The following is a 19,439-nucleotide window of genomic DNA, read 5'->3' as shown; positions in this document are numbered from 1 at the left end:
ATTGGTAATTAGTAATTGGTAATTGGGGAAGAGGCGTATGGGAATTGGGAATTGATAATTGATAATTGGGGAAAAGGGGTTTAGTAATTAATAATTGGCTGGATTCTTCTCCCTACCAATTACCCATTACCAATTACCCATTACCAATTACCCATTACCAATTACCCATTACCAATTACCCATTACCAATTACCCATTAGCTAACTTTAAATCGACCCACGTTTGCTTGCAGTTCTTGCGCCAACGCTAGCAATTCCTTAAAGGATGCCGATACATCGGTGGCTCCCGTTGAGGTTTTGGTGGCGATCGCTGCTACGTCGGTCATGGTTTTGGTGACTGCATCGGAAGCTTTGGATTGCACGACAGCCGCTTGGGCGATCGCTTCCACCAAGGCGCTGATCTGGGCGCTGGCAGTCGTAATTTTGTTCAGGCTTTGGCGGGTTTCATCCACCAGTTTCGTCCCTGTAACGACCTGCTCAGTGCCCGCTTCCATCGCCGCTACCACCTCATTAGTTTCTGCTTGAATGCCTGCAACCAGCTTTTCGATTTCCGCCGTTGCTGCCGCCGATTGCCGCGCTAGCGATCGCACTTCATCCGCAACGACGGCGAAGCCTCGACCCTCTTCCCCAGCGCGTGCCGCCTCAATTGAAGCATTGAGCGCCAACAAGTTCGTTTGAGCGGCAAAGGTGCCAATTAGGTTCACCACTTTGGAAATCTTTTGCGAAGATTCGCCCAAACGCTTGACTTTTTTAGAGGTTTCTGCGACAGTTTCCCGAATCGCTAGAATCCCGTCCACCGTGCGGTTCATGGCAGCGTCACCCTCCTTCACAATCTGCGTCGCTTGTTGAACCGCAGCTTCCGCTTGTTCGGCATTGGCAGCAACCGCTCGAATCGAGGTGGACATTTCCTGAATTCGATCCAGAGCAGCTAAAATTTCCTCTGATTGCCGTAAAGCTTCTGCCGATAGCTCTTGAACAGAGACTTCATTGCTGCTGGTGGTTGCTGCCACTTGTTTGGCGGCGGTTTGCACCTGGCTAACAATTTTCCGTAAGCTACCGATCGTGGCATTGTAGGAGTCAGCAATCGTGCCAATTTCATCCTCAGTCACCTGCGCCCGAATGGTGAGGTCTCCTTTACTGACAGGATCGACTTCCAGCAGCAGTTCCAGCGCTCGTTTTTGCAGGGCTTCCTTGGCTGACCTTTGCTGTTCGGCATTTGCAGATTGTTGGCGGGTCGCTTCCTCTTGCGCCGCCAGCAAAGTTTGAATCTGTTCCAGCAGCGTCGCTTGGTTGAGGGCAATACCCACTTGAGTTGTCAACTGGGTGAACAAATCGATTTCACCCTTCTGCCAAATGCGAGTCCCCGAACATTGATGAGCAATCATCAAGCCGAATAGCTCGTTATCTACTACGATGGGCACGACCAAGTTGGCTTTGACTTGAAAGCGCTCCAACATTTTAATGTGACACTCGTTCAGACCCGCTTGATAAATATCCTCAATGGCACGAATGCGCCCTTTGTTGTAGCTTCCCCCCTGCGTCTCTTTCAAGCAGGTATCTTCAACTTTGACTCCTTGAGTGGGCATCCAACCCGTCGCTACAGATTCTGCAATTACCGTCCCATCCCAGTTCGCATCGAAGCGATAGACGATTAAGCGATCTGTTTTAAATGCGCGTCGCACCTCTTCGACCGCTGTATTCAGAATGTCTTCCAGCTTCAGAGATTCCCGAATGCGGAGGGTAATCATCGACAAAAGTTGCGATCGCGTGGCTTGAGCTTCTTTCTGTTCCAGATAGCTGATGCGGTCTATCGCCAAACCAACTTGAGTGGACAACTGCGTGCAGATAGCGACTTCAGACTGCTGCCAAGTCCGAGGGGTTGAACACTGCTGGGTACACATTAAGCCCAGTAGTTTGTCACCGCTAACAATCGGGGTGATCACATTGGCTTTGATTTTTAATCGCTCGTACAACTCAACGTGACAAGGGGCGAGATTCGCTTGATAAATGTCATCGATAACAAACACGCGACCTTTGCGGTACAACTCTACCCCCGCCTCTGAGTCGGTGAAATAGGTATCTGCTACTTTCATGTTCATGCAGGTCGGTAATCCGGGCGTCACCGCTTCCGCAACTACATTCCCACTCCAGTCCGGGTTAAAGCGATACAAAAACACCCGTTCCGCATTCAGGATTTGTTGAGCGCCAATCACTGCTTTCTCGAAAACCTCTTTGACATCGAGAGATTCACGAGCGCTGTTGGCAATATCTGCAAACAATTGTGTCAAATTGGCTTCGACTTCTCGCTGTTTGGCTTCCGCTTCCTTCTGTTTGAGGAAACTGATTCGGTCTAAAGCTAAGCCGATTTGAGTAGATAACTGCGAGCAAAAATCTACTTCATACTGCTGCCAAGTCCGAGGAGTAGAACACTGCTGCGTACACATCAAGCCTAATAGTTTGTCACCGCTGACAATCGGGGTGATTACATTGGCTTTGATTTTTAATCGCTCGTACAGCTCAATGTGACAACCTGTAAGATTGGCTTGATAGATGTCATTAATGACAAATACGCGACCCTTGCGATACTTTTCTACACCCACATTCGAGTCGGTGAAGTAAGTATCGGTCACGGTCATTTTCAGGCACGAAGGTAAGCCAGTTGTCACCGCTTCCGCAACAACATCTCCACTCCAATCCGAGTTAAAGCGATACAAAAACACTCGTTCTGCATTCAGGATTTGTTGAGCGCCAACAACGGCTTTTTCAAATACTTCCTTGACATCTAGCAACTCACGAGCGCTAGTAGCAATATCAGCACACAGTTGAATGCGCTTAGCTTCAACTTCTTGCTGTTTTGCTTCAGTTTCTTTCTGTTCTAGGAAACTGATTCGGTCTAGAGCTAAGCCGACTTGAGTAGATAACTGCGAGCAAAAGTCTACTTCATACTGCTGCCAATTCCGAGGAGTAGAACACTGTTGCGTACACAGCAAGCCTAATAGTTTATCACCGCTGACAATCGGGGTAATCACATTGGCTCTAATTCTTAATCGCTCATACAACTCAACGTGGCAATAAGTCAAACCAGATTGATAAATATCATTAATGACAAATACTCGACCATTGCGATATCTTTCTACCCCCACATTCGAGTCGGTGAAGTAAGTATCGGTAACAGTCATTTTTAGACAGGAAGGCCAACCCGGCATTACTGATTCAGCAACTACATCCCCACTCCAATCTGGGTTGAAGCGATATAAAAACACCCGTTCCGCATTCAGGATTTGTTGAGCGCCAACAACGGCTTTTTCAAATACTTCCTTGACATCGAGAGATTCACGAGCGCTAGTAGCAATATCGGCACACAGTTGAATGCGCTTAGCTTCAACTTCTTGCTGTTTTGCTTCAGCTTCCTTCTGTTCTAAGAAACTGATTCGGTCTAGAGCTAAGCCGACTTGAGTAGACAACTGCGAACAAAAATCGACTTCATACTGCTGCCAATTCCGAGCATTTGAACACTGCTGCGTACATAGCAAACCTAATAGTTTATCACCGCTGACAATCGGGGTAATCACATTGGCTTTGATTTTTAATCGCTCATACAACTCAATGTGGCAACCCGTAAGATTGGCTTTGTAGATGTCATTGATGACAAACACGCGACCATTGCGGTATCGTTCTACCCCTGCGGGAGAGTCGGTGAAGTAGGTATCCGTGACGGTCATTTTTAAGCAGGAAGGCCAACCTGGAGCAATAGATTCCGCGACGATATCTCCACTCCAGTCTGGATTGAAGCGATACAAAAACACCCGTTCTGCTTTGAGGATTTGTTGAGTTCCTTGAACGGCTTTCTCGAAAATTTCTTTGACATCTAACGATTCTCTAGCGCTGGTGGCGATATCGGCACACAACTGTAATCGCTTGGCTTCAACTTCTTGTTGTTTAGCTTCAACTTCCCGCTTTTGCAAATAGCCAATCCGATCTATGGCTAGCCCTAATTGAGTGGACACCTGGGTACAGAAATCGACTTCAGACTGCTGCCAAGTCCGAGGATTAGAACACTGCTGCGTACACATCAAGCCGAGTAGTTTGTCGCCGCTAATCAGCGGGGTAATTACATTGGCTTTGATTTTTAATCGCTCGTACAACTCAATGTGGCAAGGTGTGAGATTGGCTTTATAGATGTCATCAATGACAAAAACGCGGCCCTTCCGATAGAGTTCTACTCCCACCTTGGAAGAGGTGAAGTAGGTATCAGCTACCTTGATTTTCATGCAGGTCGGCAATCCGGGCGCTACGGCTTCGGCAACAACATAGCCACTCCAGTCTGGATTGAAGCGATAGATGAATACTCGTTCTGCATTCAGGATTTGTTGCGTGCCTTGAACTGCTTTCTTGAATACTTCATGGATATCGAGAGATTCTCTGGCACTGGTAGCAATATCGGCACACAGTTGTAATCGCTTGCCTTCAACTTCTTGCTTGCTTAATAAGTCTTTAACTCGTGCCACCAAGTTATTGAAGCTGACAGCTAGAGTTTGGGTTTCAGTAGTCCCGCGAGGTTCAACGTAGGCATCCAAATTTCCAGCAGCAACCTGCTCTGATGTACCCGTCAATTCTTTCAAAGGAGCAGACCAGCGACGTGCTAAACTCACCACAATGCCTGCACCTACGGCTCCCAAGGAAAGAAAAATTAGGACAAAAATTAGTCCATGCTCATTTCCAGCCGCAGCAATTTCCGAAAGCTCAATTGAGGTGACACTGACCAAATCGATGCCTGGAACTGCGGCAAGGCTATACTTTCTGCCGTCCCGATCGAATGAAGTACTCAGAACTAATTGTCCCTCTTGGTGAACGTAAGGGATAATGGTAAGTCCCTGGAGTTGACCTGTCGTGGCAACGTAGCTTGGCTTTTTCCCAAGGGGAGCGTTTTCCCCAAAATTAGCCTTTTGTACTTCTAGTTCGGCTAACAGAGCGGTGGCTGTTTGTAAAACCGCATCGCCACCCAACACTTCTTTCTGCGCGATCGCTCCGTTAGATGTAATGGTACTAATAACGGCTTTGCTTGCCGGAGCCAAAATCTGAATTTTTTCAGTGTTACTCAGTCCCACATGCTCCAACGGCACCGCTAGTTCGTCAAAGTTAGCAGCACGCGCAACATCAATAGTTAAGGAATTTTCTGTCAAAGACGACGAAATCAAAGCATCCTTGACCTTTACGCCAGCCAAGTTGGAGGATAGCATCGCGTCATTCCATAATTTCGTCTCGGTGCGCCCAGATGCTTGATAATTCGTCATCCCCCAGCTCACGATACCTGCGATCGCTAGCGGTGCTAGTACCACAGGTAAGATTGTCCTCAACAATTGGCTGCGGAGCGTGGGACTTTTAGATAGATTCAGTTGTGGAGACGGCGGGTTAAGCTGGTCTTGCTCTGTTTGCTCTAGCTGCTCTTTTCCCTTGTTCTCTACCTTTTGTTCAAGATTTTGAGATCCGTTTAAATCTTGTTGGTTCGGAATGAGCTTAAGAGGAGGGGGTTGATGGCTAACACCTGTCTTGCGACCCCGGAGACGACGCTTAATATTGGCTTTTGTTGTATCTGATTGAGGATCGGAAGGCGTCTTCATAGTTTAAACTTTGCTAAAGGTAGATGAGTGTGGCGAGTTGAGTTGATTAAGGGATACAGATAGAGGTTAAAAAATTGAAATTCCAGACCCAAAGAAAGACATCTGGATATTCAAACAGCCATTCAAACTTCTGGCTTAGGCATTCCAGCCATGATGGATTCTCCCTCTAGAACCACCAGTATTTCACCATTTGATTTCAGCCAATATCCCCGTAAAAATGGCACCAATTCCGGGGTGACAGATGATTGTGGAGGAGATTGAATTAAATCTGGATCGCAGCTTTCGATGTCTTCGACTCGATTCACTACCAATCCCAGCATCTTTTTTCCTGTGATTTGGCTACCAGTTCGCTGTTTCCCAAGGATTTGCTGTTCCCCATGAATCACAATGACTGTGTAGGTTGATCGGTTAATTGCCTGTAAGTATAAGGGAGTCAGCCCTACCAAATGACCGAGATCCGCAATCCATAAAATCTCACCGCGCCAGTTATAAACTCCCATCACCCAAGCTGGCATATGAGGAATGGGGACAATCTGACTAACTGGAATTGTCAGCACCTCTGTCATTTGGTGCATGGGGAATAGTGCGGTAATGTCAGGAAAAAGATGAAACCGCAAAAATTGCTCTTCCACGACTGCTTTATGTTCTGCGGTTGGGATTTCAAGTTGTTGAATTAAAGCTTTGTTTCCAGACAAAAATTCAGATTCCATTGCTTGTCTCTTGACGGTGCTGACGAAGATTTTTCCTAACCTTTAATTAATTGATTAACAGTACGCAGTAGTTCCTCTTGATCGACTGGTTTTGGAATGTAGGCATCTGCTCCTTGTTTCATGCCCCAAAATTTATCCATATCAGTGCTTTTGGTGGAACACATCACGACTGGAATTTTGCTGGTTTCTGCATCTGCTTTGAGTTCGCGGCAGAGTTCAAAGCCGCTACGACCGGGCAATACAACGTCTAAAATGATCACATCAGGTTTATGGCTACTGATTTTTTCTAAGGCTTCTTCTCCAGTATTGGCTGTTAAAACATTTAACCCACCTCGTCGCAAGCAGCTAGCAAAAGTTTCCCTTTCAGTTAGGGTATCTTCAACGATTAAAGCAGTATGCATTGTATTAAGGCTCCTAGGAAAAACAAAAATCAACTGACCACGAGGGAACTGTTTTTGAGGTGCTTGAGGTACTTGTTGGTTATCGCTAGCACCTTTTCTGCATCGACTGGTTTCCCCATGAAATCTGAAGCTCCGACAACCTTAGCTCGGACTCGGTCAATGATACCGTCATTTCCTGTCAAAATAATAATTGGGGTATCTCGGAAAGCAGAAACTTTACGCAATTGGGTACAAATTTCATAGCCGTTCGTATTGGGCATTACCAAGTCTAAAAAGATGATATGAGGTTTGCGGTTTAATAAAGTAGCGATCGCTCGCATCGAATCTGGTACTGCCAAAAATTGATACCCGGCTGACGTAAGAATCTTTTCCATATTTTTGCAAACCAACGGGCTATCATCCACACAAGCAATGAGTGGTTTTCGAGTTGCCGCTTGAGCGGGTGTTTTGCCTGAAGAAGTCGGAGGATTTTTAGCAGTTAATTCTGAAGAAGTCGGGGAAACCGGATTTGCTAAATCAGGAATATCATTTAACTCTACTAATCCAGTTTCAAGGTAAGGCAATAGAGAGCGGGTTACTTCCGCAACATTGCGCTTAGTTTGAACTGCAATATCTCGTAAGGTTCTTTGCCCATCTAATAACAATGTCAGAGATTTATAAACGGTAGGCGATGTTTTTTGTTGGAGTTGTTCTGGTTGCTTGATCGATGGCGCTCGATTGGGAAGCACATCAGAAATTTTAGCGATTTTCCAGGCTTGCCAAATTTCTTGAGTTTTCGCGATCGCTTGTTCGGCATCAATCAATAACAACTGGGGGGCTAAGGCATTTTCTTGCTTGATTTGTAATGCTTTTGGTACTTCTTGAGTAATGTCAAACAATAATTCAAGAACAATGCCTTGAATTATTTTTACAACTTGTTCACGGGTAATTTTTTGCTGCTTCAGCCATAAACATAACAAATAATATTCTCGACAGTTTTTGCTAAGATCGGAAGAAGTTTCAGAAATATCAGTTTGTAAACTAAGTTGATTCGGACTAACATTAGAACAATTTATTCCTAAATGTCTTTGCCACCTTCTAACTGGATGAGTTCCTCCAGTTGCGTACAAAATCCGACCCAGGTAGAAGTAAAGAATCCACTCTCGCCCCAAAGTACCTTTCAGGAACAGCCGCCCACTAAAGCGAGCTTCCTTCAAAGTAGTCAGCTTGCTAGCAAAAGCAGTAATCGTCATAGGTTGGGCGGTCATAATTCTTGATTCCTTCTTGCAAAGTTCGCTTGACTTTAGCGAAAACCAGAGTTTACATTTATAAATATTTCTGATAAAAAAGCCTATTAATTTAATTAATAGCACTATATAGAAATAACAAGTCTCAGTAATTTTACTGAAATATTTTTAGAATTTTAGGCGTTCCGTAAATTTACGAAAACCCCCTATTTTAATAATTTTTATTAAGATACGAGCAAACAATTTGATTTCGCTTTGATAATAGTAAACTGAGTCTTAGTTGAGTAAACAATTAAGATAGTTTATTGAGCATAAAACGGAATAAAAAATCCCCCAGGTTGATGCAACTTGGGGGATTTGATCCAAAAGCAGCCTGCTATTGGGTATTAGGAATTAGCCTGCCGCAGGGATAAGTTGCTACAGGTTGTTCAGAAGCATTTTCGACAACAGCGGCAGGAATTTCATCGGAAGGCTGGGTTTTTGCTGCTTGATAGTCCGTCCGCAATTTTGAGAACATCTCTTCTCGACGATCGTACAAGCGCTTCAGGGGGCGGGGCTGACATTGGTTCATCACGTAGGCGGCGATGAGAGGTAGGGCAATTGTGCTGTCGGTGTAACAGACAATGGTGCTAGGTAACTCTTCGGGGTCAATCTTGCCCCAGCTAACGGCTTCGCTGGGTGTTGCACCAGAGAGTCCGCCGGTATCAGGACGCGCATCGGTGACTTGTACGAAGTAATCGTGACCTCGTTCCTCTAATCCCAACACTTCGTGAAGTTGCGGTTGAGTTTGCAGCAGGAAGTTTTTGGGACTACCACCGCCAATAATCACGGCGGCGCTTTTGCCTTCTACGTCTGGGTTGCCGGTTTCACGAGCGCAGTAGGCGATCGCAGCTGTCTCATTCACATCAATGGCTGGATCTAGCACTAAGTTTGAGCCTTCCAAGGACAATGCTGCTACGTTCATCCCAATCGAACTATCCCCCGGCGAAGAAGTATAAATAGGCACACCACATTCATAAGCTGTCGCCAATAAGCAGGAATTTTTCACTCCTAACTGCTTTTCCACTTCCCGAACATACTTTCCAAGCAGGTAGTGAAATTCAGCAGTTCCCATCCGCTTTTGGAACGGTTCTGCTTGCAAAATCTTTCGGATGAAGGCATCAGTTTCCAGCAGCACATCGTAGCCAAAGATAATGTCATAAATGCGAATGGTGCCTTCTTCGCGCAGTTTCACATCATCTGCAAACGGATTCCCTGCGTAAAGGTCGAAACCCAGCCCGAAATGCATATCGTGGTAAAGATTGGCACCCGTGCTGATCATCCAGTCAATAAAACCGTGGCGAATCAGGGGAGCCAAAATTCCCACACCCATCCCAGCGGGGGTCATCGCGCCTGATAGACTGACTCCGACGGTGACGCCCTCACGCATGACCTCTCGGCTGAGCAAGTGACACATTTCCCGCAGACGCGCTGAGTTGTAGGCGCTGAAGTAACCATCAATTAGATCGACAACATTAATTGCTGTCGGCATGGGGGCGGGTGCGATTTTGTTACCGGGCAGTTGTGACATTTTTTACTTTTAAAAGAATGAACCGCATTGTCAACTATAACCAGCAAAAGCGAGTCAGAAACCCAACTGGAGCAGGAAAAATATAAGTGTGGGGAAAAGATAAATGAGAGCGAGAGCGATCGCACTCGTTGCATCCTCACGCAGATAATTTTGTCGGGTAAGCAGCGATCGCTCTAGCGCCATCCCTTATCTGATTGAATTCTACTCAGTATCGGTGGGGTCTTTTTGCCCTTACAGCACTTAGGATTTTTTCAGGCGAGCGCTACCTTGTCTTAAATAATTTCTTTTATCGCAGCCGAGTAAGAATTATAGGCAGTATCCCCAAAGCAAACGAAAATCGTCTGCTCTATCGAGGTAGTGCGCTCCAGAAACTTCTTCACTTCAGTTACAGCAATTCTAGTGGCGCGTTCTATCGGGAACCCATAGACACCCGTGCTAATAGCTGGGAAGGCAATGCTGCGTATCTCGTATTGCTCCGCCAAAGCCAGAGAATTGCGATAACATCTAGCTAGCAGCTCATCTTCCTGGCGATCGCCCCCTCGCCAAATTGGACCAACTGTGTGAATTACCCACTTGGCGGGGAGATTGTAACCTTTTGTAATCTTTGCTTCACCCGTGGCACAGCCCTTCAACTGGCGACATTCTGACAACAATTCTGGTCCAGCGGCGCGGTGAATCGCCCCATCGACGCCGCCACCACCGAGTAAGGAGGTATTCGCTGCGTTGACGATCGCATCTACCTTTTGCTGAGTTATATCGCCTTGAACGATTGCAATTTTGCCTAAAATCATGGGATTTTTCCCTTAGCACAAAAAACTGACCAAGACCGGCTGAGTCATAATTGCCATCATAGGGGTGTTGCAAAGCTCCCTGCGGGGATCGCAAAAGCGATCGCCACAATTCGATAAATCTCAAATTTTTGTAAACTGGAAAAAGGTCATTCTCGTGGCTTTAATCCAGAGAAGGATTTTGTCTCAGTCCAGTCAATATGACAAGATGGCAAGCAATCTTTCCTCTCGCAATCCACTTAGAGTTCAATCAGCATCTCAGAGCCAGCACCATAATCATTGGTCTAACTTTGAGGAAATGTTGCAACGGCTTCATGCAGAAGGTTTGTACATTCATCCCGATCATCTGGCAGAATTTCTGCTGGCGCATGGTATCCCTGTAAACCTCCGCTATGTACCCGAACATTTGAAGAGTAAAGCGGTTTTCATTAACGAGAACTATCAGGGCGATATGGCTCATTTAGTTGAAGAACCCGATGCTACTTCCAGCCAGTTTCCGTGGTTGAATTAAGACCAGATAATCGCTAATGGCTAATCGCTCGTGGCTAATTGTTAATAGTTATGGGCGATTAGCGATCGGCTCTCAATTAGATATGTAAAATCAAAACTTTGATTTCTCCTCAGCAAGGGGAGAGATTTAATTTAGCAGTTTATTTATATCTATTTACTGATAATAGTTGTGCTACAAATTGCACATAGTTTTAAATTCGTTCACATAGGCAGGGCAACACGCACAATGGTTTTTTGAGTGGGAATACTCTCAATTGATAATTCGCCAGCGTGTAGTTCGGCTAGGCGTTTAGCAATGAGCAAGCCCAAACCAGAGCCTTGCTGTGAAGCGAGTTTGCGCTCAAATCGCATATAGGCTCCAATTGTCGCAATTTGCTCTGGTGTCATCCCCTGTCCGAAGTTGCTCACGGACAGTACAAAAGTGCTATTTTTACATCGAGTGGCAACGCGAATTGCGGTGTTGGGAGACGAAAATTTACAGGCATTATCGATTAGTTCTTCCACAATTTTTCGCAATTTTGGCTCTGAAATTAAGACGGCAGCTTCTTGGAGGTCTAATTCCAAATCCATTTCCCGGCAAACTTGCTTGGCTTTTTTAATCGCCGCTTCTGCGATCGCGCTCTTCGCTGAATCAGTTCGGCTGTTTTGTCTAAGATCCGCTATCTGAAGCGGATCGGTTCCGATTAGCTCTAATTGAGCGAAGAGTAAAAAATTCTGGACTAACTTAGATAAACGTTCCGCAGAGGTACGAATATCGACTGCCATTTCTAGAATTTCTTGCGGTTCTAGGGAGTCGGCTTCATCAATTAACATTTGCGAACAACACAAAATGCCATTGAGGGGAGTATGGAGTTCGTGAGGGAGGGAGAAAGAGATATTGCTGCGTAAATCATCGAGTTTTTTTTGCGAATGTCGCTCAATCGCCGCCTGTTTTTCCATCCTCGCTGCGATCGCTCCCAGTAATTCCGCTCTCGTAAATGGCTTGGTGAGGTAGTCGTCTGCACCCAATTCCATCCCTTGACGCCAATCGGTTTTCGCTGCTTTAGCAGTGAGAAAGATAAAGGGAATCGTTGCCGTGACAGGGTTAGAGCGAAGTGCCTTCAGAACGCCATAACCGTCGAGTTCCGGCATTAGCGCATCGGAGAGAATTAAATCGGGGATTTCTGCTTGAGCTAACTGCAACCCTATTTGACCATTTTCGGCTGCAATAGCGTCAAATCCCTCTGCTTCTAACAACTCCAGAATGTTCTCTCTGATAGATATTTCATCTTCAATTACCAGAATCTTTGCCATATCAGCGATCGCCTAGCAGGTAAGCAATTAAAAATTAAAAATGTCAGCTCCCAGGACTGCAAACAAGATGTTCGCTAGGATTGTCCAAATTCAATGCACAACAACCGAGCAGCTTTAATAAGGTTTGAGTATGTTCGGGGCACTTTCTTCTATACACCCAAACTTTCCTTTTAAATAAAGACTTTAGACTTTATCTTGCAAGAAAGCTTACCTTAGCACGGGCGGGTAGACCTTGCCTCTACAGCACTCTTCAGGGGTAGTCTTACTTTAAATTTAGTGCCCACACCCACTTTACTCTTAACGGTAATCTCACCCCCGTGAAGATCCACACACTTCTTAACGATTGCTAATCCTAAACCAGTTCCAGGGATGTTGCCGACATTCGCGGATCGATGAAATGCTTCAAATAAGCACTGACGCTCTTGCAGAGGAATCCCAATTCCTTTGTCTTCAATTTGGAAGACGATTGCATCTTTTTGTTGGGTAATTTCAAATCTGACTGGACTCCCTTCAGGCGAATATTTTATCGCGTTTGAAAGGAGATTGCTAAGAATATGTCGCAGCAATTTTTCATCTAGACTAAAGGAGGTAGATTTGCAATGATTAATCAAGTTAATTGCACGGGAATTGCCCTCATTCAGTTGCAATTCTTTCACTAATTCAATACAAAATTCTTCCAGATGCAGCGGTTCAGGTTTGAAGTCCGACTGTCCGGCTTCGGCTTTACCAATGATTAATACATCATCAAGCAGTCCAATCATGTGCTTAACAGCGATTTGAATGCGATGCAGGTGGATGAGTTTTTTCTCTTCAGACCAATTGTTACTGTAATGTTCCAATAATTCGGCAGAAGAGAGGATCGTACTCAGGGGAGTGCGGAATTCGTGGGAAGTCATGGAGATAAAGCGGGATTTTAGGTCGCCGAGTTCTTTTTCTCGCTCAAGCGATGCTCGCAGTTCTTCTTCTAATTGCTTTCGTTTGGTAATATCAATTCCTACTGTGACAGCCGCTTGATCTTGGTTGTATTTCTGCGCCACCATAAGATAATTTTTGATATTGCCGTCAACTTCTGCGGTCACTTCCTGAGAAGTTGTTTTCGTCGGGGAAGCAAAGAATTGCTCCACAAATTCACTAAAGTTGGGGCTACTGTCAAAACAGCTAAGTTCCTGACCGACAAATTCCTCTGAAGACAAGTTAAAGGATGCAGCTAAATGCTGGTTGACGCCCAGGTATTGTAAATCCGAGCTAATCCAGGAGACAAATCCAGGCACGGCATCTAAGACGGCTAAAAGTTGGTTTTTTGCCTGTTGCAGCGCCAATCCCATTTGCTTATAGGCTGCCATTGTAATTTCATGCACCTCTGACTGAGCCAGCAGAAGTTGATGCACGTCTAACAATTTATAAATTCCGGGTGCTGTTTGTACGATGATTGGTTCATAGATCAATTCAGGCGAGCGCTTCAAAGACTCCCGCACCGCTGCGGTAATGGAAGTATAACTGGGAAAAACTAGAATTTCGGTATGGTTAAATTGATAGAGCGATCGCAAACTTCGTTTCGACAGTAACTCCAAGCTGTAACGACGGCTCAGATATTCAAAAAAACGCCTGCGACTGATCATCCCGACTAGTTGGTTTTTATCCATGAGGATTAAACCCGGTAGTAGCGGTTTTTCCTCGAAAAGCCTGAGAACCTCTGCGGCTGTGTGGTTGTATTCAATGCAAGCCTCATACAGGGTTAATCCCTGCAATGTAGACTCCAAATTCAGATTAAGTTGCTCTGCACCTTGTTCAGAAGAGATTGATAAGGTTAAAGACATAAATCTTAAAAGAAGGTAAGTAAATTTATACTGAAATCAGTGTTGCTGAATCTATAGGCAAAATGGAAGGGGGGTTATGCCCTCTGTCTTGAAGTGATGACTGGGAGCGATTCCCTGCAATTAGAAGGAATTGCCGATGGCTTATCCTGATGCATATCCCTTTGGGGCTATTTTAATAGGTGTGAAAGTTTTTTCTAGGCAGACTTGATGACAACTCCTACCCCGACTGATTTAAATAAAAATTTAGAATCTGCTGACTTACTGGAGACAGAAACATCATCACTAACTCCAGAACAATACCAGCGCAAGATGCAGCGGCGCAAGGAAGTTCAAGAGCAGCGGGTGGCCAAGGCTTCTCAAGAGAAAGGCTTAATTATTGTTAATACAGGCAATGGCAAGGGAAAAACCACTGCTGCTTTGGGAATGGTAATGCGATCGCTTGGTCACGGCTATCGAGTCGGGATCGTACAATTCATTAAAGGAGCCTGGGAACCCGCTGAGAAAGCTGTCCTCGGTCGCTGGGAAGGTCAGCTAGAGTTCCACGCGATGGGAGAAGGCTTCACTTGGGAAACTCAAGACCAACAGCGAGATATCCAGAAAGCGCATCAGGCTTGGGAAACTGGACTCAGCTTTATCCGCAATCCTGAATTTAAGCTAGTGCTGTTGGATGAAATCAACGTAGCTTTAAAACTCGGCTATTTGAGCGTTGAGGAAGTGCTAGCTGGGTTGGAGGAAAAGCCTGCGGATTCTCACGTTATTCTCACCGGCAGAGGTGCCCCAGCAGCCCTAATTGAACGAGCCGACTTGGTAACGGAAATGACCCTCGTTAAGCATCCGTTCCGGGAACAGGGCGTCAAAGCGCAGCCAGGAATCGAGTTTTGAAGTTCAAAAAATAAAGAAACCCGTTTTCTTCAAGAAAACGGGTTTTTGGAGGAGCTAATTGTTTTTCTGGTGATTAGTCATGGGTTAGTAGCAACAAACTACTGACAACTACCTTGATTTGCACCGCCAAAGCTTACTTCTAGTTAGAAGTTAACTTTACAAGCGTTCAAGATTTGCTGGTCGTTAGCGCTAATTTTGTTAATTGGGTGATACCCCTGGAGCCGTAAACTATCTTCAATGGGCAACCGACTATCGGCAGAGGCGACTGGGGGGGCTTCGCTGAGGGCAATTGAGTGAGAATATGTTGTACTGTCGTAGGGATCTTGAACGGTTAGATTGATTTGCTGTGCCCCAACCTTGCCGGAAAAACAACTATATTCTGAGGAAGGCATATAAAACGCACCCCTTACCTTTCCCTGACGCGCCTCAAATACTATATATTCTTGACCAATCTCTTCTGTCTTTTGGGAGCTACCATACAAATAAATACCGTCAGCCACTGAAGTGTCTGATGCTGGCATTTGTGCAAGGGAAACGGAATTTGTGCCAACGATTCCCGTCTTACTAAAGGATGTTGGTGCTTGCAATGCAACTGTGCTGGTTGCGAAGCTCATCGTTAGAAGTAATCCTAGGGCAGGTACTTCAAGCGGAAGCCGAGACATAAATTGCTGATAAAACTTGTTAAGCACCGTTTTTTCCCCCCTAGCAATTACGAGCAGACACCCTCAAGCATCTAATTACAAAGTACCTAATTCCTTAGGTGTAAAGCTTCACCCATTTGAATGAACCGTAGGTCATCCGAAAGGAGTTTTTTTTGTTAAGACAAGCAACGCATTCATCTTTGATTCCCGGTTATTAAATTGCCTTCTAAAATCAAAATGCGTATTTATACTCACTTTATTCACCCGTTTTATGAGCTTTCCCAAATCGGGTCAGTGTGGGCTTGTCTGTAGTACTTGTTCCTTAACTGTGGATGACTTCACTGGCACCCGTTCGAGTTCCCGAACTGCTTTACGAAACTTTACAAAAATATAAAAAAAGAGCAGTAACAGATTTTAGATGTCTACAAAAAACTTCAACAGGTAGACAGATCTACTCGACAGGGGCTAAAAGCGGGGATTGAAATGACTGAAAAACCCGCCCTTACTTAGCTGTAAGGACGGGTTTTAGGAGCGATCGCTATAGGATGATGTGGGAGGCAGGAGCATAGCGGGTCGATCCCGCCTTTACAATTAACTAGCAGCGATATACTCGCGGACATTCGCCTGACGACGGCGCAGATGGGCGAGGGCTTGGTGTTCTAGCTGGCGTACCCGTTCGCGGCTGAGGCTTAGGCGTTCGCCGACTTTTGCTAGAGATAGCTCGTTACCATCTTCCAAGCCAAAGCGCAGAGTTAGCACTTCCCGCTGCTGTGGGGTTAGTTCTGCCAGAAGATCGTCTAGGTCTTGCCGCAGCGACTCCTGGGTCATATAATGGTCAGGGGTTGGGCCTTCGTCTTCCAGAAGGTCTTGCAGTTCGGTATCCTGGTTATCGCCAACGCGCACATCCAGAGAAATCGGTTGACGGGCGATATTCAAGTACTCGCGGATCAACGCGGGTTCTAAGTCCAGCGCCTTAGCGATTTCACCGGGGGTAGCACTGCGACCAAGCGTCTGAGCTAGTTCCCGTTGCACCCGCTTAATTTTATTAAGCTTTTCGGTGATGTGGATGGGCAAACGAATCGCACGGGCTTGTTGAGCGATCGCGCGAGTAATCGCTTGGCGAATCCACCAGTAGGCGTAGGTCGAAAACTTGTAACCGCGCATCGGGTCAAATTTCTCGACGCCGCGTTCCAAGCCGAGAGTACCTTCCTGAATCAAATCCAGGAATTCCATGTTACGCTTCTGGTACTTCTTCGCGATCGCGACCACTAGACGCAAGTTAGCTTCTATCATCTTGCGCTTTGCCCGCGTTCCCAGTTTGATTATCCGGTCAAGTTCGGGTTCACTCAAGCTAACATGGTCTGCCCACTCTTGATGAGTTGGTTCTCGCTGCAATGTCTCAGCCAAGGTCTCCTTCGCCTCCAGCAGCGCCATCATTTGCTGCACCTGCTTGCCGAAGACAATCTCTTGTTCGTGGGTCAGCAGGGGCACGCGCCCAATCTCATGCAGATAGGTGCGAACCATATCAGCCGTAAACGTGGGTTGTTTAGTCGTCTTTTTTAGGGTGTTGGCAGTGGGCATGAGTGAGTGGTGACTCCGTAAACAAGCAACAATTCTGTAGCAGGGGTTGACCTTAGCGGGAGATTGCCAGCTCTTACAATGAGAGTAGCTAGGTCAATTAGTGGAACACATCCTGCAAAAGTTGTAAAGATCGCCTACCCAATTGAATAGGCAAACATAACACACAAAAAGCTAATCGTCAAACCTTTCGGCTGGGGGATGCCTTAAAGAGCTGGTATCACCCCCATTTAGCCACTCCTGATAAGTAATCAAGGCTAAAAAGTCAAAGTCGGTATGAGTTTGTTTTACATTTCTATCGTATCACTAATGATAGACGACGCTCCAGGTTGAAAGGTTCATCCGATTGGGTTAAACTTGCTGCTCTGGCAAATTCCTGTTAACCCTTGAGTACCACCCGGAAAATCATTAGCTAAAAGCGTCCTATCTGTGTCCTATACATATAATCATCCACGGAAAACCCTTCAACGGGTACTCTAGTCCTTGTGGGATAACCGAACTATTTTTGCCTAGAAGTCCGTAGTCAATAGTCATTGGACTATTGACTACGAATTAAAAACCACGATCAAAAACCAATATCAGCTTTAGCGGCTTCAGCCGCAGCGAACACTTCATCGTCTGGCATCTCTTCCCAGCAAGTATCGCCAATTTCTCTGTAGAACGTTTCATCGTAAGGACGAGTCCGCACCACCACAGGCATTGGAACCGCGTGACCCAAAATTAAAGCTTGTTGCTTGGAATCCAATTTTGCTAGAACGGAACGCAGACTCATGCCGCCAGAGACGCCAGTAAAAATGGCGTCGATGTCTTTGTCATCGTTTAGCAAAGCAGTGATGCGGGTGCCAATCTGGGACATCACCTCATTATCAATTCCAGAGGGACGCTGATCTACCACCAGAAGGGTGACAAAGTATTTTCGCATCTCGCGGGCAATCGTACCGAAAATGGTACTTTGCACGATGGCGGAGTCAAGGAAGCGGTGGGCTTCTTCTATCGTAATGACTAGCTGCTGAGGACGATCGATGGGGTTTTTGGTCTGCAAAAACAATTCAGACTTACTTACATAAGCTTTGTGAATGCGGCGGGTGATCATATTCGTCACCAGCATATAGGAGAGCATATCTGACTGAGAACCAAACTCAATCACCACGTGCTGACCTGCATCAAGGCATTGCAAAATTTGATTGACGTAGTTGTGGGGACAGGCAGTTCGCAGATATTTGAGATTTTCCAGGCGCATCAGCTTGCGCTGCAACGCCATAATTGAACCCTTATGACCCTTCTTCTCCTCGCAGAACAGCTGGATTTCCTCGTTGGTCATATTCAACAGTTGGACAATCCAGGAGTTGCCAAACTCGGCGTGCAGAATATTGGCATTGTCCAAAGCTGCTTCGGAAAGACCTAACTCATTCCGCACCAGCATGATGTCTTGGACTTCGATTTGGTCGTAGCTGAGGTACAGTTCCTGAGAGTCACGCACCCCCCGCCGCTTGGTAGATTGGGGGTCAAGGGTGTAAATTTGCACCTGTCCTGGGAATAGCTGTCGCAAGCCTTTGACAGTGCTGAAGTGTTTGCCTTCGCGGACAGCTTCCCAGCCATATTCCGAGTGCATATCAAAAATTAAATTGACCGCTGCTTGTCTGCGGATGATGCCAGATAAGAGTAAGCGGGTGAGAAAGGATTTGCCGGTGCCAGATTTTCCGAAGACGCCATTGCTGCGTTCCACGAATCGGTGTAAATCTAGACATACGGGCACATCCATATCTAAAGGTTGACCGATGGCGAAGTTGCACCGAGTGGGGTCATCTTCCCAGCCAAAGACGGCGCGAAAATCGCGTTCCGTCGCATCATAAACCTGGCTGAAATGACTGGGAATTGTCTTAACGGGCATCAACTCCATCTCAGTATCAGCACTGCTTTGTAGTTGAAACGATCCCAGAGTTGCACCGTTGGATTTGCCGTTGGAGTTAGGATTTTCGGCACCCACCACATAAGCGCCTACTGACTTTGTTGCTTCTCGTGTCAGCATTAACATCGGCGTCAGATTGATGGTGCCATAGGTGCCACTCCCTGCTAAAACCGCTTGCAAAAAAGTGTCCTCTGGACTGGGAGGATTGGCAACAATTCGCTGACTGGAGGTGCCCAGCGAAACGTCTGTGAGCATACAGAAGAAGTCTGAACGGGCACCTTTGACTACCAGAAATTTGCCAACCCGCATATCCTCTACAGAAATATCGGGATGTAGTCTTACTTCTAGTCCCTGACTGAGGGAGCCTTGAATTACCGACCCTAATGGCATTTCCATAATCGCTTCTGGAGTCTTTTTAGTGTTGCTTCAGAACACTTAGGCATCCAAAGTTTACCCTAATTCTCGGAGCCTAACTATTCGCTCAATCTTAGATT

Annotated in this window: 14 protein-coding genes; 3 read left to right on the top strand and 11 right to left on the bottom strand. The window is 46.0% G+C overall.

The window, feature by feature from the left end:
• Positions 1-196: 196 nt before the first annotated feature.
• From NDI44_RS25560 to speY, 5 genes are all read right to left on the bottom strand, one after another.
• Positions 197-5,620 (bottom strand): GAF domain-containing protein, encoded by a 5,424-nt coding sequence (locus NDI44_RS25560; protein WP_190412985.1) that lies wholly within the window; start codon positions 5,618-5,620, stop codon positions 197-199.
• Between the two features lie 122 nt (positions 5,621-5,742).
• Positions 5,743-6,330, bottom strand: a complete 588-nt coding sequence (locus tag NDI44_RS25555; RefSeq protein WP_190412984.1) for a chemotaxis protein CheW — start codon at positions 6,328-6,330, stop codon at positions 5,743-5,745.
• A 35-nt stretch (positions 6,331-6,365) separates the two neighbouring features.
• Positions 6,366-6,731: a response regulator gene (locus NDI44_RS25550; RefSeq protein ID WP_190412983.1), complete on the bottom strand. Its 366-nt coding sequence runs from the start codon at positions 6,729-6,731 to the stop codon at positions 6,366-6,368.
• Positions 6,732-6,760: 29 nt separating this feature from the next.
• Positions 6,761-7,978, bottom strand: coding sequence for a response regulator (locus tag NDI44_RS25545; protein ID WP_190412982.1), 1,218 nt, complete (start codon positions 7,976-7,978; stop codon positions 6,761-6,763).
• A gap of 355 nt (positions 7,979-8,333) precedes the next feature.
• Positions 8,334-9,527 (bottom strand): deoxyhypusine synthase, encoded by a 1,194-nt coding sequence (gene speY / locus NDI44_RS25540; protein WP_190412981.1) that lies wholly within the window; start codon positions 9,525-9,527, stop codon positions 8,334-8,336.
• Positions 9,528-9,554: 27 nt separating this feature from the next.
• Here speY and NDI44_RS25535 point away from each other — a divergent pair, with 27 nt between their 5' ends.
• Positions 9,555-9,704 carry a hypothetical protein gene (locus NDI44_RS25535; protein ID WP_190412980.1) on the top strand — a complete coding sequence of 50 codons (150 nt, stop codon included), beginning with the start codon at positions 9,555-9,557 and terminating at the stop codon, positions 9,702-9,704.
• 95 nt (positions 9,705-9,799) lie between these two features.
• Here the strand turns inward: NDI44_RS25535 and NDI44_RS25530 are convergent, their stop codons facing one another.
• The gene (locus tag NDI44_RS25530) at positions 9,800-10,318 is read right to left on the bottom strand and encodes an O-acetyl-ADP-ribose deacetylase (RefSeq protein ID WP_190412979.1); all 519 of its coding nucleotides are present in this window, start codon (positions 10,316-10,318) and stop codon (positions 9,800-9,802) included.
• Between the two features lie 67 nt (positions 10,319-10,385).
• Between NDI44_RS25530 and NDI44_RS25525 the strand changes: the two genes are divergently transcribed.
• A complete protein-coding gene (locus NDI44_RS25525) occupies positions 10,386-10,826 on the top strand; it encodes a hypothetical protein (protein ID WP_339380689.1) in 441 nt (146 codons plus the stop codon).
• Between the two features lie 200 nt (positions 10,827-11,026).
• On the opposite strand, the gene NDI44_RS25520 is transcribed toward NDI44_RS25525, so the two are convergent.
• Positions 11,027-12,118 (bottom strand): response regulator, encoded by a 1,092-nt coding sequence (locus NDI44_RS25520; protein WP_190412977.1) that lies wholly within the window; start codon positions 12,116-12,118, stop codon positions 11,027-11,029.
• A gap of 212 nt (positions 12,119-12,330) precedes the next feature.
• A complete protein-coding gene (locus NDI44_RS25515; RefSeq protein ID WP_190412976.1) occupies positions 12,331-13,935 on the bottom strand; it encodes an ATP-binding protein in 1,605 nt (534 codons plus the stop codon).
• 207 nt (positions 13,936-14,142) lie between these two features.
• On the opposite strand from NDI44_RS25515, the gene cobO reads away from it, so the two are divergent.
• Positions 14,143-14,817 (top strand): cob(I)yrinic acid a,c-diamide adenosyltransferase, encoded by a 675-nt coding sequence (cobO, locus tag NDI44_RS25510; RefSeq protein WP_190412975.1) that lies wholly within the window; start codon positions 14,143-14,145, stop codon positions 14,815-14,817.
• A gap of 143 nt (positions 14,818-14,960) precedes the next feature.
• Here the strand turns inward: cobO and NDI44_RS25505 are convergent, their stop codons facing one another.
• The 3 genes from NDI44_RS25505 to NDI44_RS25495 form a co-directional block, all read right to left on the bottom strand.
• Entirely contained in the window at positions 14,961-15,479 is a 519-nt protein-coding gene (locus NDI44_RS25505) for a hypothetical protein (RefSeq protein ID WP_190412974.1), read from the bottom strand.
• Positions 15,480-16,049: 570 nt separating this feature from the next.
• Positions 16,050-17,039: an RNA polymerase sigma factor, RpoD/SigA family gene (locus NDI44_RS25500; protein ID WP_190412973.1), complete on the bottom strand. Its 990-nt coding sequence runs from the start codon at positions 17,037-17,039 to the stop codon at positions 16,050-16,052.
• A gap of 562 nt (positions 17,040-17,601) precedes the next feature.
• Positions 17,602-19,341 carry an ATP-binding protein gene (locus NDI44_RS25495; protein WP_190412972.1) on the bottom strand — a complete coding sequence of 580 codons (1,740 nt, stop codon included), beginning with the start codon at positions 19,339-19,341 and terminating at the stop codon, positions 17,602-17,604.
• Positions 19,342-19,439: the final 98 nt, after the last annotated feature.

This window comes from Trichocoleus sp. DQ-A3, assembly GCF_039961975.1.
Taxonomy (GTDB): domain Bacteria; phylum Cyanobacteriota; class Cyanobacteriia; order Cyanobacteriales; family FACHB-T130; genus FACHB-T130.
The sequence above is the reverse complement of the archived record's forward strand: the minus strand, read 5'-3'. Positions and strand labels throughout refer to the sequence as shown.

What these genes read in the sequence shown, in the direction of transcription:
- NDI44_RS25505 (WP_190412974.1), bottom strand. Translation starts at nt 15,479, where the DNA reads ATGTCTCGGCTTCCGCTTGAAGTACCTGCCCTAGGATTACTTCTAACG.
- NDI44_RS25560 (WP_190412985.1), bottom strand. Translation starts at nt 5,620, where the DNA reads ATGAAGACGCCTTCCGATCCTCAATCAGATACAACAAAAGCCAATATT.
- NDI44_RS25515 (WP_190412976.1), bottom strand. Translation starts at nt 13,935, where the DNA reads ATGTCTTTAACCTTATCAATCTCTTCTGAACAAGGTGCAGAGCAACTT.
- NDI44_RS25495 (WP_190412972.1), bottom strand. Translation starts at nt 19,341, where the DNA reads ATGGAAATGCCATTAGGGTCGGTAATTCAAGGCTCCCTCAGTCAGGGA.
- speY (WP_190412981.1), bottom strand. Translation starts at nt 9,527, where the DNA reads ATGTCACAACTGCCCGGTAACAAAATCGCACCCGCCCCCATGCCGACA.
- NDI44_RS25500 (WP_190412973.1), bottom strand. Translation starts at nt 17,039, where the DNA reads ATGCCCACTGCCAACACCCTAAAAAAGACGACTAAACAACCCACGTTT.
- NDI44_RS25555 (WP_190412984.1), bottom strand. Translation starts at nt 6,330, where the DNA reads ATGGAATCTGAATTTTTGTCTGGAAACAAAGCTTTAATTCAACAACTT.
- NDI44_RS25550 (WP_190412983.1), bottom strand. Translation starts at nt 6,731, where the DNA reads ATGCATACTGCTTTAATCGTTGAAGATACCCTAACTGAAAGGGAAACT.
- NDI44_RS25530 (WP_190412979.1), bottom strand. Translation starts at nt 10,318, where the DNA reads ATGATTTTAGGCAAAATTGCAATCGTTCAAGGCGATATAACTCAGCAA.
- NDI44_RS25545 (WP_190412982.1), bottom strand. Translation starts at nt 7,978, where the DNA reads ATGACCGCCCAACCTATGACGATTACTGCTTTTGCTAGCAAGCTGACT.
- NDI44_RS25520 (WP_190412977.1), bottom strand. Translation starts at nt 12,118, where the DNA reads ATGGCAAAGATTCTGGTAATTGAAGATGAAATATCTATCAGAGAGAAC.
- cobO (WP_190412975.1), top strand. Translation starts at nt 14,143, where the DNA reads ATGACAACTCCTACCCCGACTGATTTAAATAAAAATTTAGAATCTGCT.